The sequence below is a fragment of the Streptomyces sp. B21-105 genome, from assembly GCF_036898465.1.
GTDB lineage: Bacteria > Actinomycetota > Actinomycetes > Streptomycetales > Streptomycetaceae > Streptomyces.
This window is the reverse complement of sequence record NZ_JARUMJ010000001.1, coordinates 7,107,688-7,122,152: the sequence shown is the minus strand read 5'-3', so window position 1 is coordinate 7,122,152 and position 14,465 is coordinate 7,107,688. Positions and strand designations below refer to the sequence as shown.

The window sequence follows — 14,465 nt, the reverse complement described above, 5'->3', positions numbered from 1 at the left end:
TCGACGCCAAGGACTTCACCGGGTACCCGGCCGTTCAGCACGGGTCGATCAGCCGGATGATTCCGGAGCTTCGCGGCGGCCCTGTACACGGCGTGACGCCTGCCAGGACCGGACACGGCCCGGCAGGGGCCGTCGGAGCACACCGATGAGTTTCGTCGCCCGCCCCGGTCTACAGGACGTACGTCACCGATACGCCGACTGGAGACCCGTCATGACGAACCCCGCACACCCCGGCCGCATGCTGTTCCTGAACATCCCCGTCGCGGACCTCGACCGCAGCAAGGCGTTCTTCGCCGGCCTCGGGTTCGGTTTCAACCCGAAGTTCACCGACGAGACCTCCGCCTGCATGCTGGTCGGCGAGCACGCCTTCGTGATGCTGCTCAGCCGCGAGAAGTTCGCGGAGTTCGCCGAGCTGCCCCTGGCCGATCCCACCACGCACACGCTGGCGCTGTACTGCTTCAGCGTGTCGTCCCGCGAGGAGGTCGACAAGGTCAGCGCCGCCGCACTCGCCGCGGGCGGCGCCGAGGCGGACGGCGCCGAGGACTACGGTTTCATGTACTCGCGCAGCTTCTACGACCTCGACGGCCACGGCTGGCAGGTCATGTGGATGGACCCGGCGGCTGCGGAACAGGGCCCCGAGGCCTTCGCGGCCGCCACGCAGGACGCTGACACGCCGGCCTGACCCGAAGGCCTCGGACCCCGACCGGCCCGGGGCCCTCTCCTCGACGCCCGGCGAACCCGAACCCGCGCGAGCCCTCGACGCCGCCGGTGCACACCACCGATGCGGCCCATCTCCGGGGAGCACACGACGGCATCTTCAACGGAGGGCGGCAGTACCGGCGTCCCGCTCGATGACAGGCGTCACAACGAGCGTCGAGTCGCTCAGCCTCTCTTCGTACCGAGCAGGAAGCGACGGGCGCGCTGCATCGGTGTCCCGAGTGCCCGCCCGATCAGGCTGAACGACTGCCCTTCGCGCCGGCGTCTCCAGACTTGAGGGTGCCACCGCTGGACGCACCCGCCGGCAATCCATCCCCGCGCGTACGGCCCCTCTCATCCCGCCCTGCCCCTCGGAGCCTCGTCGGCGTCGCCCCGTACCCGTGAGCGCTCCGGCGCCTGCGCGCTCTGTGCCGCGGCGAGCGGGCCCAGATGCTGTGCGGCGCTGTCCAGCAGTCCGAGGTCGGCCTTGGTGTGCGCGATGGCGGCGTCGATCAGGACGGCGACCAGTGGCTCGTCGGCGTGTGCGCGGCGCTGTTGCGCCAGGCCCGCAAGCTCCGACAGGTACGTCTGCCGCTGCGACTCGATCAGTGTGGCCAGGGCCTGCGGGCCCAGCGCGACAGCGCCGAGGAGCTTCAGGAACAGCTCGTCGCGGAAGCCGCCGACGCGCACCCAGGCGGTGGTCGCCCACGAGCGCAGCTCGGCCTCGCCCGCTTCGGTGAGCGTGTAGAGGTTCTTGTCGGGCCGGTCGGTCTGCGTGACCTGCGAGCGCGAGACATAGCCGTCACGGACCAGCCGTTCGAGGATCTGGTAGAGGTGACCGATGTTCAGGCCACCCCACTGCGGGCCGACGGCCTCCTCGAAACGGGCCTTGAGTTCGTATCCGTGATTCGGTCGCCGGGTCAGCAGCGCGAGCACGGCGTGATGGAGCGGCATACACGTCCCTTCTACATTGTGACAACATACCCCTGAATTGTCGCAATGCAGGGGCGGCGATGTACGTGCTGCGATGTACGAGGGCGAGGCTGCATCAATGGCTGTGAGCGTGACTTTGCGCGGGGTGAGCCGCCGGTATCCCGGGCTGACCGCTCTGGACGAGATCGACCTGGAGGTCGCAGCCGGCGAGGTGGTGATGCTGACCGGGCCGTCCGGCGCCGGCAAGTCCACCGTCCTGCATGTGACGGGCGGCATGGACCAGCCCGACGAGGGGCACGTCGAGATCGACGGCACACAACTGGTGCCCCGGGACCTGGACCGTCACCGGCGGCGTGTCGGCTTCGTCTTCCAGCGCTTCCACCTGCTGCCCGCGCTGACCGCGCTGGACAACGTGCTCGCCCCCGTCCTGCCGCGCAGAGTCGACTTCGACCGGCGTGCGCGCGGCATGGAGCTGCTCGAAGCTGTCGGCCTGGAGCAGCGGGCCGACGCCCTGCCCTCGCAGTTGTCGGGAGGCCAGCAGCAACGCGTCGCCGTCGCACGCGCGTTGATCAACCGGCCGGGACTGTTACTGGCAGACGAGCCCACGGGCAATCTGGACAGCGTCATCGGGCGGGAGATCATCGACCTGCTGATGTCACTGCGCGAGCGCTACGGGATGACGATGCTGATCGCCACGCACGACGCGGAGGTCGCCGCGGGCGGCGACCGGGTGGTGCGGCTGCAGGACGGCAGGATCACCTCGGACCAGCGGATCACACCGTCCGGCGACGTACTGCACCGGCTGGGGGGCCTGCGCCCGTGATGGCGATGATTCTCGACCAGCTACGGCGGCGACGCGGGCGCGCGCTGGCCCTGGCCGCCGGGATCCTGGTGGCGGCGACCAGTTTCACCCTGCTGACCGCGACGGTGAGCACGAGCCAGGCGACCACCGTGGGCACGGTACGGAAGAACGCACGCTCCGCGTACGACGTCCTGGTACGCCCGCCCGACTCGCAGACGGACGTGGAGCGGCGGAGCGGTCTGGTCACGCCGAACTTCCTGTCCGGCACGTTCGGCGGCATCACCGTCGACCAGTACCGGCGCATCCGCGGCATGGCCGGGGTCGATGTGGCGGCGCCGGTCGCCAACATCGGCTACCTCATGGTGGCGAGCACCGTCACGGTGGACGTGTCCCGCTTCCTGGACGGCAAGGCGTCCCGGCAGATCCTGCGCATCCGCCCTACGCTCACCTCCGGACTGGGCACCTACCGCACCTCGGACGAGTACGTCTACCTCACCCGCTCCCCCCTGACGTCGGCATCGGAGTCGGACGGCCTCTTCGAGTCCGACACCCTGGAAACGGGTGCGGTCGACAAGAGCACCCAGCGGTACCGGATCAAGGGGAAGTACGACGTCTGCTTCTACTTCAACCGGGACAAGACCGAGCAGACCGAGTTCAACCTGGATCTGCCGTTGAAGCCGAACATCATCGCCGAGGACCTCAGGGACAGGTCGCCGTTCGACCCCGACCTGAGTTCGCGGATGAACTGCCAGTCCGGCCAGGGCAAGGCCACCATCGACGTTCCGGTCAGTTACCCCGTGCTGCTGTCCGCCATCGACCCGGTGGCCGAGGACCGACTGGTGGGCCTGGGCGACACCATCGCCTCGGGCCGGATGCTCACCGAGCAGGACAAGCCGTGGAGGGTGTCGGGCGCCAAGAGCGTCCACGGACAGCACGACTCCTACATCCCGGCGCTGCTCAGCGACACCCCGCTGACCACCGGCACACTCGACGCCACCGTCGAGCGGCTCGACGTCGGGGACCCGGCCGAGCTGCCCTCGAAACTGGGCAACCCGACAGCCGACAGCTTCGTCCGAAACCTGCACGGCACAACGGTGGGTAAGACCCGAGTCGACCTGAGCAAGGGCTACCGGAAGGCACTGACCGAGGACTCGTTCGACACCGGCAGCTACTGGACGGTCGGCCCGGTCACCTACCGCCGGACCTCCGACGGCGACCTCGCCGCGCAGCCGCAGCCCCCGCAGAAGCCCAGCCTGTGGATCACCAACTCGAACCAGCAGCCGTTCCCCAACGTCCCCGAAGAGAACCACCAGGGCGCCCAGTACCGGAAGGTGACCAGTCACGCCGCCACGAGCTGCATCGGACTGGGTACTTGCGACGGCGTGGACTCCGGACGCCTGCCCAATCCCTTCGTCCACCTGGTCGGCCGATACGACACCGGCAAACTGCCCGGCTTCTCACCCCTGTCCGACGCCCCGTTGGAGACCTACCAGACGCCACAGGTCACCGGTGCGGACAGCGCGACCCGAGCGAGGCTCCACGGCAAGCCGCTGCAGCCCGACCGCAACCTGGGCGGCTACGTCAGCCCGCCGCCCACCATGCTGACGACGATGGACTCCATCACCGCGCTCACCAAGAGCCGTCGGGTCCCGAGCCTCCAGGACAAGGCGCCGGTCAGCGCGATCAGGATCCGGGTGGCCGGAGTGACCGGCGTCGACACCGCCTCCCGGGCGCGGGTGAACGCGGTGGCCGGGAAGATCCGGGCCACCTACCCCCGGCTCCAGGTCGACGTCACCGTCGGCAGCTCGCCCGCGCCGCAGACGGTGGCACTGAGCGCCTCGGCGCAGGTGACGGAGCGTTGGGTCGCCAAGGGCGTGGCACTGCGCATTCTCCGGGCGGTGGACACCAAGAGCGCGGTGCTCTTCGTGCTGGTCCTCGTCGTGTGCGCGCTCTTCATCGGCCAGGCGGCGCTGGCCTCGGTGCGCTCACGTCGCATCGAGATCGGCACGCTGCGCTGCCTTGGCTGGAGCGGTGGCGAAGTGCTCCGCCTGGTCCTCGCCGAACTGGCGCTGATCGGCCTCGCCGCCGGAGCCGTGGGCACGGTGCTCGCGTACGTGCTGGGCCGGGTGCTGGGCCAGCCCGAAGCCGGCGCCAAGTCACTCCTCGTGCTCCCGGTGGCGCTCCTCCTGGCCACGGCGGCGGGCCTGATCCCCGCCTGGCTCGCCACCCGGCTGGGACCGATGGAAGCCGTCCGGCCCCCGGTGACGGCGGCCCGCCGCGCGCACCCGGTGCGTTCGGTGGCCGGACTGGCCATGCTCAACCTGCTGCGGGTGCGGGGCCGCACGCTGCTGGGTGCGGCAGGGCTGGCGCTGGGAGTGGCCGCCTTCACTGTGCTGCTCGCCCTGACGCTGGCCTTCCGGGGCGAGGTGGCCGGGTCGCTGCTCGGCAGTGCCGTGGTGGCGCAGGCGCGCGAGGCCGACTACCTCAGCGTCGCTCTGTCCCTGCTGCTGGGCGCCGCCGGCGCCATCGACGTCCTGGTCATCTCGCAGCGCGAACGCGCCGCCGATCTCGCGGTGCTGCGGGCGACCGGCTGGACCAACCGCGAGCTGGCGAAGCTGACCCTCTACGAGGGAATCGGACTGGCTCTGCTGGGCGGACTGTCCGGTGCGGTGGCCGGTCTGGCCGGGGTGCTGGTCCTCGGCCGGGGCGTGCTGCACGGACACCTGTTCCCGGTCGCCGGCGCCGCGCTGCTGGCCACGCTCGCGGCGACCGCCCTGGTGGTGGCGGCTCTGACGGTGCCGATCCGGGGGCTGTCCCGGATCGCCCCCGCCCACCTGCTCGCCGCCGACTGAGCCGACGGCCGCCACCGCCGGCGGCTTCGCACAGCGCAAGACCCCGGCCGTGTTCACGGGCCGCCGCCGCACGTCGTACAGGACGTCGCCCGATCCGCTGACGTAGGCGTCCTCCTCGCCGGCCACCCGCCGCAGCACCCCGAGCCGCAGCAGCAGGCGGACGACGGCCGCGAGGTCGAGGCGCTCGTCACGCCGCTCCAGACTGAACGTGATCCCGGCGGCGACGAGTTCGGGATCGGCGGCGGCCAGGAGTCTTCATGCTGCTCGCCCCTGGGACGTCGAGGGCCGGCTGAAGGACCTGCGCCGACCCGACGTCGAGCGCCGGCTGCCCCCGCACGCCAGATCCCAAGAGAACGGGATCAGTCTGCCGACGGAATGCACGGAGCCCAGATCACCCTTTCGCCCCCCCCACCGCACGACGTCGAACGTCAGGAGATGGGGAACCAGGTCGAGAGGCGCTTGGCGATGGCCGGTACCTCCATGTTGTCCTGCGCGACTTCCTCCACGAACGGGCCGGCAACGGAGACGGCCGGCGGGACGGTACTGGCGTTGACGCCGTTGAACCGCAGGAAGACACGCATGGCGAGCCAGGCGGTGCGCTTGTTGCCGTCGATCAGCGCGTGATTGCGGGCGACGGAGTGCAGCAGCGCCGCAGCCTTCTCGTGCAGCGTGGGATACAACTCGGCTCCGAACACGTTCGTCCGGGGTCGCTCGATCGCCGACACCAGAAGGCCCATGTCGCGCACGCTGTGCTCGGTACCGTTGACCGTGCGGGCGATGGCCAGGATCTCGTCGATCTGGATGTAGCGCACGTCCGTCACTTCAGGTAGTCCAGGATCTCCGCATCGCTGTCCATGAGCTCGGCCAGGACGTCGTCGACCTTCAGCTCGGCCCGGTTCTGGGCGTCGCGGATGGCCTCAATGGCAAGTTCCTGTTTGCTGCGGCCCTCCCGGCGAGCACGCTCGGTGAGCTTCGCGTCAAGGTCGTCGGGGAGCCGGAGTGTCATCGCCATACAGAGATGATACCAGCCTGGTATCGGCCGGCGCGGTCGGGTCGCGTCCTCGGCTCCGCGGAGCGTGGGACCAGGCGGCCGTGCGCATCGCTACCGCGAAGGCCAGTGGAGACTTCCGATTCGAGCGTCATCCGAGCGTCAAGAATCTCCGCAAGAGCCACTCGAAGGCGTCGCCGTTGCAAGCGCCTCGCTCACGAATTCGCAGGTCACAGAGCTCTCAAAGATCGATCCGTCCGCTCGAACCGCTGCCTGGAGGGAAAACAGGTCGAGCAACCCACCAGAGCAACAAAACTGCAGGTCAGGCACCCTTGCCCACCGGCTCCAGAATAGCCACGCACTCCACGTGATGCGTCATCGGAAAGATGTCGGCTTCAGCGGGATCCGGAAAGTTGCAGGTCAGAGCCCATTTTGCGGCCCGCTGTACCGCCTGCGGGCACCCGGAGCGTCAAACGAGCGTCATGGCCAACAGCCCATCCCCTCTTCTGCGGAGACAGGCCAGGCTGCCCCAACTCGTTCACGGCGGTTCTCCCGAACGGCCCGGCCGACCTGGACACGGGACGGCTCAGCACCGGCCCGGAAGCGTCCGGGCGCCGCGCCCTTCCCCTCCAGCTCGCCCATGCCACCGAAGAGGTCCGGCTGTGCCCAGCCATGCACGCAGCTCTGTTCGGCTTGGCCGGCGGCGCCCGCGCCGGGGTGATGCTGATCAACGGGCTACCAGCAGCCACGCCAGGACCGTTATACGGACGGTGCGCCTGTTGCGGGCAGGCCCCGCGGCGAAGGCGGCCGTGGTTCTCAGACGAGGACGACTGGCTTGCCGCTCAGCACCACACCGGCTTGGCGTAGCTCATTGATCGCGGTGCTGGTGGTGTCGGCGGCAACACCGGCGGTGTAGTCGAGCAGGACCCGGACGGCGAAGCCCGCTCGTACGCCGTCGAGCGCGGTGGCCTTCACACAGTGGTCGGTCGCGATGCCGACGACGTCGAGACCACTGATATGGCGGGCACGCAGCCAGTCGGCCAGTGGTGTGCCGTCCTGAGCCGAGCCCTCGAAACCGCTCTTCGAGGCGGAGTACGCCCCCTTGTAGAACACCTCGTCCACGCCGCCAGAGGTGACGGCGGGCGCGAAGTCCGGATGGAACTCGCCTCCCTCGCTGCCGACGACGCAGTGCTCGGGAAAAGAACTCTGGAAGTCCGGATGCTCGGAGAAGTGGGCCCCCGGGTCGATGTGGTGGTCACGGGTGGCGACGACGTGCGCGTACCTTCCATCGGCGCGCCGCACCAGGTCGGCGATGGCCACGGCCCTGCCCGCGCCGCCCTTCACCGGAATGCTGCCGCCCTCGCAGAAGTCCTTCTGCACATCAACAACGATCAATGCACGGCGCATCGAGACCCTTTCCCTCGGAAGAACCCGTTGCCCGTATGGTCGCTCCTCCCGTCGGTGAGCTGACGCAGACCTGGCCAGCACTCACCCGATCGGGGCGCACTTGATGAAAGGGTCCAGCTGCGGGCCGAGGACCTGGCACAGAGGCGAGGACCTGGCACAGCCCATGCGGTTGTCCGCTGTCCGGTGCATCGGGTCGCGGCCGGCCTTGGCACCAAGCGGTCGCCAGCCGGACAGCCCGCTGAGGCTCCCCCTGCCAGCCGGACAGCTTGATACTGGGACGGATGGTCCCGGAGGAAGCAGTCACAGTTAGTGAGCAGCAAGAGCAACATGAGTAAGCGGTACACGGCCGAGTTCAAGCGGGACGCGGTCGCCTTGGCGTTGTCCTCGGAGAAGACGGTCACCGAGGTCGCGAGGGATCTGGGCGTGAGTCCCGAAGGGCTGCGCGGGTGGGTGAAGCAGGCGAAGGCCGACCGCGGTGAGGGACCCGCCGGGGCTTTGACCACTGCGGAGCGTGAGGAGTTGGTCCGGCTGCGGCGAAAGGTTCGCGAGCAGGAGGCCACGATCGAGGTTCTGGGAAAAGCGACCGCCTTCTTCGCACAGGACATGTGGGAGACCCGCGAGACCGCCCGGGCCGACGTTTTCCGCTACGTCGAAGTCGAGTACAACCGCAGCCGGCTCGTCGGCACCCCGACTACGGGTACGTCACCCCGCTCGAAACGAGATCCTTGCTCAGGCAGAACCTCGCCCCGGCAGCGTAAACACCCGCTGTCCAGTTCGGGGGGGGGAACTTCACGCAGAGTCGACTGCGACTGGACCGCAATCGCAGAGCTCGCTCGCTGGGGGCCTGGGTAGCCGAACCCGAACCGTAATCGCCCCTCGTGAAAGCAGCGGTCGAAGCAGGTCTGGTCTCCGTCGTGCGAACGAGAAGAGGCGGCGGCCTCGTGGCCGTAGCTCTTCATGCTGAGCAGGCACACGTGGGATCCCAGGCGAGATCCATGAGCGGAGCGATCGCGCCGCAAGCCTCAATCGCCGCACGTCCAGTCGAGACGTCATTCGGTTAGCCGGGGCAGGTCGGTACGGAACCCGGTGAGGGCGATGACTCATCGCCGAAGTCCCTTGCAGCCACCAACTCGCAGCATGCGTCGATTTCGGATACGGGTCCCTTCTGCCCGGCGGGATGTCGGGGTATTCGCTGATTCACCAGATGGTGTAGATCAGCCGCCGTTTGACCGTGCCGCCGTTCCTCTCCACTGATGCTCGGAGAGCGCCTGTTGCCATCCGGGGAGCGTTGTCCGTGACCTTTGGGATGCCCGGCCGCACGCACCATCCGAACAACAGAGACGAGTCATCGTGCACTTGACTCCGCATGAGCAGGAGCGCTTGCTGATCCACGTCGCGGCCGACGTGGCCGGCAAGCGCCGCAACCGGGGGTTGCGTTTGAACTACCCCGAAACGATGGCCCTACTGACCGCTCACGTCTTCGAGGCGGCGCGCGACGGTAAGACGGTCAGCGACATCATGGACTCGGGCCGACGGGTACTCACCCGTGACGACGTGATGGATGGCGTCCCGGAGATGATCAAGAACGTCCAGGTGGAGGCGACCTTCCCCGACGGCACCAAACTGGTCACCATCCACGACCCCATCCCCGAGGCCACGGAGGAACCCGAGGTCTACCCGGGCAAGGTCGAGCACCCCAAGCCACCCCGCAAGCCAGGCTCCCCGATCGACTGCGGCGACAGCGCCAACCCGTCCGTACGCTCCGACAAGGACGACGACACAATCTCCCGGTACGACGCGATCTACTTCAACGTGCATCTCGACGGGGACACGCAGGGCGTCAGCCTGCAGACGGACGCCACCACGCTGCCGGGGCCGGGCAAGACGAAGATCAAGGTGAAGAACGAGTCGGACCGTCCCGTTCAAGTCGGCTCCCACTATCACTTCGCCGAGGTCAACCCAGGTCTGAAGGTCGTCGGCGTCGAGGTCCCCGCCGGTCAGACAGTCCCCCAGGACCGCAGTCTCTGGAACTGCGACGCGGCGAGGGGCCGGCGGCTCAACATCGCCGCGGGCACGTCCGTGCGTTTCGAACCGGGCGACGAGTGCTGCGTGGAACTCGTGCAGATCCAGGGTGATGTCACGGCCGACGGCGGCAATACCAGCGACCTCACCAGGATCCAGGGATTGCGCGAAGGGATCGTCCGATGAGCAATCCACAGGAACGAGGCCGCGGCCAGGCGCCGAAGCCTGAAAAGGCCCGACCGAAGCCGAGCAACGAGCTGACGCGGACGGATTACACCGCACTGTACGGGCCGACGACGCGGGACAGGGTCCGGCTAGCCGACACCGACCTGACGTTGGAGATCGACGCCGACTGGAGCGGCGGCCCTTCGTACAGCGGCAACGAGATGATCTTCGGCGGCGGCAAGGTGATCCGCGAGTCGATGGGGATGTCACACCTGGCCAGGGACGGGAGGAACAGCAAAGGCGACGCCACGGACCACAGGCCCGTGGACACCGTCATCACCGGCGCGCTGATCCTCGACTGGTGGGGCGTGGTCAAGGCCGACATCGGCATCCTCGACGGCCGGATCGCGGCCCTCGGCAAGGCGTACAACCCCGAGACGATGGATCCGATTCCGAGCAACCGGTTCGAGATGCCGAACCGTACGACTGTCGGCAATGCGGTTCCGGTGACGCCGGTGAGTTTCGTGGTCGGGCCGAGCACCGAGGTCATCTCCGGCAACGGGCGGATCCTCACCGCGGGTGGCGTGGACACCCATGTCCACTTCATCTGCCCCGAGGAGATCCACGAGGCTCTGGCCTCGGGCGTGACCACGCTGATCGGCGGCGGCACGGGACCGGCCGAGGGAAGTACGGCCACCACCGTGACACCGGGTGCATGGCACATCAGGCGGCTCTTCGAGGCGCTGGACGAGTTCCCGGTCAACATCGGCCTGCTCGGCAAGGGCAGCACGATGAACAAGCACGAACTCAACGCGCAGGTGGACGCCGGTGTCTGCGGGTTCAAGGTCCACGAGGACTGGGGCGCCACGCCTGCGGTGATCGACCGGGCCCTGGACGTCTGCGAAGAGCGCGGCGTCCAGCTTGCCCTGCACGCCGACTCACTGAACGAGTCAGGGTTCCTGGAGAGCACACGCGCAGCGTTCACCGGCGACGCCAGGGACGCAGAGGGGAAGTTCACGGCGAAGAAGGCACGCTGCATCCACATCTTCCATGTCGAGGGCGCCGGCGGCGGTCACGCGCCCGACATGATCGAGCTGGTCAAGGACCCGAACGTCCTGCCCGCCTCGACCAACCCGACGCGTCCGCTGACGGTCAACACCGTCAAGGAGCACGTCGACATGATGATCGTGTGCCATCACCTCAACCCGGAGATCCCGGCAGACATGGCCTTCGCCGACTCCCGGATCCGGCCGTCCACCATGGCCGCGGAGGACCTCCTCCACGACATGGGCGCCATCTCGATGATGTCCTCCGACGCCCAGGCGATGGGCCGCATCGGAGAGATGATCATGCGTACCTGGCAGACCGCCCACGTCATGAAGAGCCGCTACGGGGCACTGAAGGAAGACCTCGAAGCCGCGAGGGTCCGCACGATCACCGACGACACAGACCACTCCTTCAACGACCAGCAACTGCAGCCGAACGACAACTTCCGCGCCCGCCGGTACGTCGCCAAGTACACGATCAACCCGGCGATCACTCACGGCATCGACCGCCACGCCGGCTCAGTGGAGACCGGGAAGCTCGCCGACCTGGTGCTGTGGGAGCCGAAGTTCTTCGGCGTCAAACCGCACATGCTCCTCAAGGGCGGCCAGCTCGCGTACGCGCAGGTCGGCGACGCCAACGCGTCGATCACCACGCCGCAGCCGTACCTGCCGCGTCCGGTCTGGGGCTCCACCGGCCACTCCCCTGGACGCAACTCGGTGATCTTCGTGGCTCCGGGTGTGGCCGCCAACTTGAACGGAGACGGCACCAGCGGTAATCCGGGTCTCGGTCTCGACAAGGGCTTCGTGGACATCACAAGCACCCGGCACGTCACGAAGGCCGACATGAAATTGAACGACACCATTCCCGACAGTCTCGAAGTCGACCACAACAGTTTCGAGGTCACCATCGGCGGCGCGACGACGAGTGACGCCCGCACCGAACTCAACGGGGCAACCGTGCCACGCTCCTACGTCACTGAAGTCCCCCTGGCACAGCGTTACTTCCTCTTCTGAACGGCCGCCTGCCCGGCCCCTCTGGTCGGTGGCTTGGGCGGGCTCGATGTGCCAGCCCGGGCCACCGGCTCACCATCCGACCCTGCGAAAGGTCAGCCGCTCACCCATGAGCCGCGCAGCCCTGCTCCTCCTGGCCGACGGCCGCTTCCCCGCCGGCGGGCACGCCCACTCCGGCGGCGTCGAAGCCGCCGTCGCCCACGGAGCCGTACACGACACCCACAGTTTGGAGGCGTTCTGTCGCGGACGTCTGCACACCACCGGTCTGACGGCGGCCGGGCTGGCCGCCGCAGCCGCCGCCGGAGTCGACCCGCTGCTGCTGGACGACGCCGCTGACGCGCGCACTCCCGTCCCAGCGCTGCGTGCCGTCGCCCGTCGGCTCGGCCGGCAGATGATGCGCGCGGCCCGTGCCACCTTCCCGTCCGAAGAGCTGGAACTGCTGGCCGCCGCGCGTCCCCAGGGCGCCCACCAGCCCATCGTGCTGGGCCTGGCCGCCCGGGCCGCCGGGCTCACCCCGCTCGACGCCGCCTATGCCGCCGCGTACGAGAACGCCGGCGGCCCGGCCACCGCGGCAGTGCGCCTGCTCAGCCTCGACCCGCTCGACGCCTCAGGGCTGCTGGCCCGCCTCAGCTCTGACACCGACGCCGTCGCCACAGCTGCCGCCCAAGCCGCAGACCGCGTCACGGCCGAGGGCATCGACGCCCTGCCGTCGGCGTCCTCGCCGCTGCTGGACATCACCGGTGAACAGCACGCCGCCTGGACCGTCCGGCTCTTCGCCTCCTGAAACCGCCCCTTCCCACCTGGAGTTCTTGTGCACCTCGACCACCCCGGGACCATGCCGCAGCGCCACACCCACAGCGCCGAGCCGCTCCGCGCCGACGGCAGCCGCCGCGCGCTGCGCGTCGGCCTGGGCGGCCCGGTCGGCTCCGGCAAGACCGCGACCGTCGCCGCGCTCTGCCGCACCCTGCGCGACCGCTGGCCCATCGCCGTCGTCACCAACGACATCTACACCCGCGAGGACGCCGAGTACCTGCGGCGCGAAGCCGTCCTGCCGCCCGAGCGCATCACCGCCGTCGAGACCGGCGCCTGCCCCCACACCGCGATCCGCGACGACATCTCCGCCAACCTGGAAGCCGTCGAACACCTCGAAGCAACCCTCCACCCCCTCGACCTCGTGCTCATCGAGTCCGGTGGCGACAACCTGACCGCCACCTTCTCCAAAGGCCTCGTCGACGTGCAGATCTTCGTCATCGACGTGGCCAGCGGCGACGACATCCCCCGCAAGGGCGGCCCCGGCATCACCACCGCCGACCTCCTCGTCATCAACAAGACCGACCTCGCCCCGCACGTCGGCGCCGACCTGGACACCATGGCCATCGACGCGAAACGACAGCGCGGCGACCTGCCCGTCATCTTCACCAGCCTCACCTGCGACGACGGCATCCGCGAGGTCGCCGACTGGGTCACCGGCCACCTCACCCAGTGGCGCGCCGGGGCAACCGCATGAACCCCTTCTCGCAAGTTGGCACCGCCCGAACCATCTCCGGCCCCGACACCCCCTCAGTCGGTGCCCGGGAGCCCGCCGGACACCCGGACGGCGTACGCGCCACGGCCCGGATCCGCGCCGCGTACAACGGACGCGTCACCACTCTCCCGCAACTGCACAGCGACGGCCCCTTCCACCTGCGGCGCCTGCGCACCGCCGGCAGCGCCGCCAAGGTAGGGATCATCGGCGCGATGAGCGCACCGTTGGGCGGCGACCGGCTCACCCTCGACATCACCGCCGAGGACCGGGCCGAACTGGAGGTCACCACAGCCGCCGCCACACTCGCCCTGCGCGGCCCCACCGCCTCAGCGGCCACCTACGACGTCCGGCTCACCGTAGGAGAGCACGCCAGCCTGCGCTGGCTGCCGCAGCCGCTGATCAGTGCCACCAGCAGCAACCTGCACCAGACGTACACCGTCGAACTCGCCGCCACCGCACGACTGACACTGCGAGAAGAGCAACTCCTGGGTCGGGCCGGCGAAGAACCAGGCCACCTCGTCAGCCGGATCCTTGTCCACCGCGCCGGACGCCCGCTACTCGACGAGCACACGGCATACGGGGCCCCCGAACCCGGCTGGGACGGCCCGGCCGTCCTCAACGGACACCGCGCCGTCGGCCAACTCCTCATCGTGGCCCCACGCCTCGACCACCGACAAGACCCGATACTGCTCGGCGAAGGCACCAAGGACGGGTGTGCCGTCCTGGCACCGCTGGCAGGCGGTCCGGCACTGCTCGCCACCGCCATCGCACCCACCACCTCCACACTGCGGAAACTGCTCGACGAGGCATACGCACACGCGCTCGCCCGCTCATGCGGACAGGCCGCCGCCCCGGCGTGCGACGGCCCACAGTGGTGAGACCAGAGGACCGTTCATGGCCACTCGCCGCCGCTTACCGCCCAGGTGGTGGAGTACGCGTGCGGGCAGGTGTCCGATTTGGGAGCGGCCGCTGCTCTGGGGCAGCGCGGACGGCGCTGTCTTCCATCGGGTGACAGGCC

The 14,465-nt window shown here is 69.0% G+C and carries 13 protein-coding genes and 2 pseudogenes; 10 read left to right on the top strand and 5 right to left on the bottom strand.

Annotated features, from left to right (window positions below; genetic code table 11):
* Positions 1-211 precede the first annotated feature (211 nt).
* Positions 212-682, top strand: a complete 471-nt coding sequence (locus QA802_RS32030; RefSeq protein ID WP_334529985.1) for a VOC family protein — start codon at positions 212-214, stop codon at positions 680-682.
* A gap of 368 nt (positions 683-1,050) precedes the next feature.
* On the opposite strand, the gene QA802_RS32025 is transcribed toward QA802_RS32030, so the two are convergent.
* Complete coding sequence (locus QA802_RS32025) at positions 1,051-1,650, bottom strand: PadR family transcriptional regulator (protein WP_334529982.1); 600 nt, start codon at positions 1,648-1,650, stop codon at positions 1,051-1,053.
* Between the two features lie 124 nt (positions 1,651-1,774).
* On the opposite strand from QA802_RS32025, the gene QA802_RS32020 reads away from it, so the two are divergent.
* Positions 1,775-2,452 (top strand): ABC transporter ATP-binding protein, encoded by a 678-nt coding sequence (locus QA802_RS32020; RefSeq protein ID WP_334529979.1) that lies wholly within the window; start codon positions 1,775-1,777, stop codon positions 2,450-2,452.
* Entirely contained in the window at positions 2,452-5,283 is a 2,832-nt protein-coding gene (locus QA802_RS32015; RefSeq protein ID WP_334529977.1) for an FtsX-like permease family protein, read from the top strand. Before QA802_RS32020 ends, QA802_RS32015 begins: the two co-directional genes overlap by 1 nt.
* Before the next feature lie 72 nt (positions 5,284-5,355).
* On the opposite strand, the pseudogene QA802_RS32010 reads toward QA802_RS32015, so the two are convergent.
* The 4 genes and pseudogenes from QA802_RS32010 to QA802_RS31995 all read right to left on the bottom strand — a co-directional run.
* Positions 5,356-5,532: pseudogene (locus tag QA802_RS32010) on the bottom strand (DUF2398 family protein); the annotation flags it as partial.
* Between the two features lie 179 nt (positions 5,533-5,711).
* Complete coding sequence (locus tag QA802_RS32005) at positions 5,712-6,104, bottom strand: type II toxin-antitoxin system death-on-curing family toxin (RefSeq protein WP_334529974.1); 393 nt, start codon at positions 6,102-6,104, stop codon at positions 5,712-5,714.
* Positions 6,101-6,295, bottom strand: coding sequence for a ribbon-helix-helix protein, CopG family (locus QA802_RS32000; protein ID WP_037672007.1), 195 nt, complete (start codon positions 6,293-6,295; stop codon positions 6,101-6,103). Before QA802_RS32000 ends, QA802_RS32005 begins: the two co-directional genes overlap by 4 nt.
* 792 nt (positions 6,296-7,087) lie before the next feature.
* Positions 7,088-7,678: an isochorismatase family protein gene (locus QA802_RS31995; RefSeq protein ID WP_334529971.1), complete on the bottom strand. Its 591-nt coding sequence runs from the start codon at positions 7,676-7,678 to the stop codon at positions 7,088-7,090.
* A 309-nt stretch (positions 7,679-7,987) separates the two neighbouring features.
* Between QA802_RS31995 and QA802_RS31990 the strand changes: the two genes are divergently transcribed.
* The 7 genes and pseudogenes from QA802_RS31990 (at position 7,988) to QA802_RS31960 (ending at position 14,325) form a co-directional block, all read left to right on the top strand.
* The gene (locus tag QA802_RS31990) at positions 7,988-8,530 is read left to right on the top strand and encodes a transposase (protein ID WP_334529968.1); all 543 of its coding nucleotides are present in this window, start codon (positions 7,988-7,990) and stop codon (positions 8,528-8,530) included.
* Positions 8,531-9,028: 498 nt separating this feature from the next.
* Positions 9,029-9,325: pseudogene (locus tag QA802_RS31985) on the top strand (urease subunit gamma); the annotation flags it as partial.
* 165 nt (positions 9,326-9,490) lie between these two features.
* Positions 9,491-9,886 (top strand): urease subunit beta, encoded by a 396-nt coding sequence (locus tag QA802_RS31980; RefSeq protein WP_334535002.1) that lies wholly within the window; start codon positions 9,491-9,493, stop codon positions 9,884-9,886.
* Positions 9,883-11,925 carry an urease subunit alpha gene (locus QA802_RS31975; RefSeq protein ID WP_334529965.1) on the top strand — a complete coding sequence of 681 codons (2,043 nt, stop codon included), beginning with the start codon at positions 9,883-9,885 and terminating at the stop codon, positions 11,923-11,925. The genes QA802_RS31980 and QA802_RS31975 overlap by 4 nt, the downstream gene beginning before the upstream one ends.
* Before the next feature lie 106 nt (positions 11,926-12,031).
* Positions 12,032-12,706, top strand: a complete 675-nt coding sequence (locus tag QA802_RS31970; protein ID WP_334529963.1) for an urease accessory protein UreF — start codon at positions 12,032-12,034, stop codon at positions 12,704-12,706.
* Positions 12,707-12,733: 27 nt separating this feature from the next.
* A complete protein-coding gene (ureG, locus tag QA802_RS31965) occupies positions 12,734-13,429 on the top strand; it encodes an urease accessory protein UreG (RefSeq protein ID WP_334529961.1) in 696 nt (231 codons plus the stop codon).
* Positions 13,426-14,325: an urease accessory protein UreD gene (locus QA802_RS31960; protein ID WP_334529959.1), complete on the top strand. Its 900-nt coding sequence runs from the start codon at positions 13,426-13,428 to the stop codon at positions 14,323-14,325. Before ureG ends, QA802_RS31960 begins: the two co-directional genes overlap by 4 nt.
* Positions 14,326-14,465: the final 140 nt, after the last annotated feature.

Coding starts and splice junctions, on each gene's coding strand:
- QA802_RS32030 (WP_334529985.1), top strand. CDS start 212: ATGACGAACCCCGCACACCCCGGCCGCATGCTGTTCCTGAACATCCCC.
- QA802_RS32000 (WP_037672007.1), bottom strand. CDS start 6,295: ATGGCGATGACACTCCGGCTCCCCGACGACCTTGACGCGAAGCTCACC.
- QA802_RS31970 (WP_334529963.1), top strand. CDS start 12,032: ATGAGCCGCGCAGCCCTGCTCCTCCTGGCCGACGGCCGCTTCCCCGCC.
- QA802_RS31960 (WP_334529959.1), top strand. CDS start 13,426: ATGAACCCCTTCTCGCAAGTTGGCACCGCCCGAACCATCTCCGGCCCC.
- QA802_RS31975 (WP_334529965.1), top strand. CDS start 9,883: ATGAGCAATCCACAGGAACGAGGCCGCGGCCAGGCGCCGAAGCCTGAA.
- QA802_RS31995 (WP_334529971.1), bottom strand. CDS start 7,678: ATGCGCCGTGCATTGATCGTTGTTGATGTGCAGAAGGACTTCTGCGAG.
- QA802_RS32015 (WP_334529977.1), top strand. CDS start 2,452: ATGGCGATGATTCTCGACCAGCTACGGCGGCGACGCGGGCGCGCGCTG.
- QA802_RS32025 (WP_334529982.1), bottom strand. CDS start 1,650: ATGCCGCTCCATCACGCCGTGCTCGCGCTGCTGACCCGGCGACCGAAT.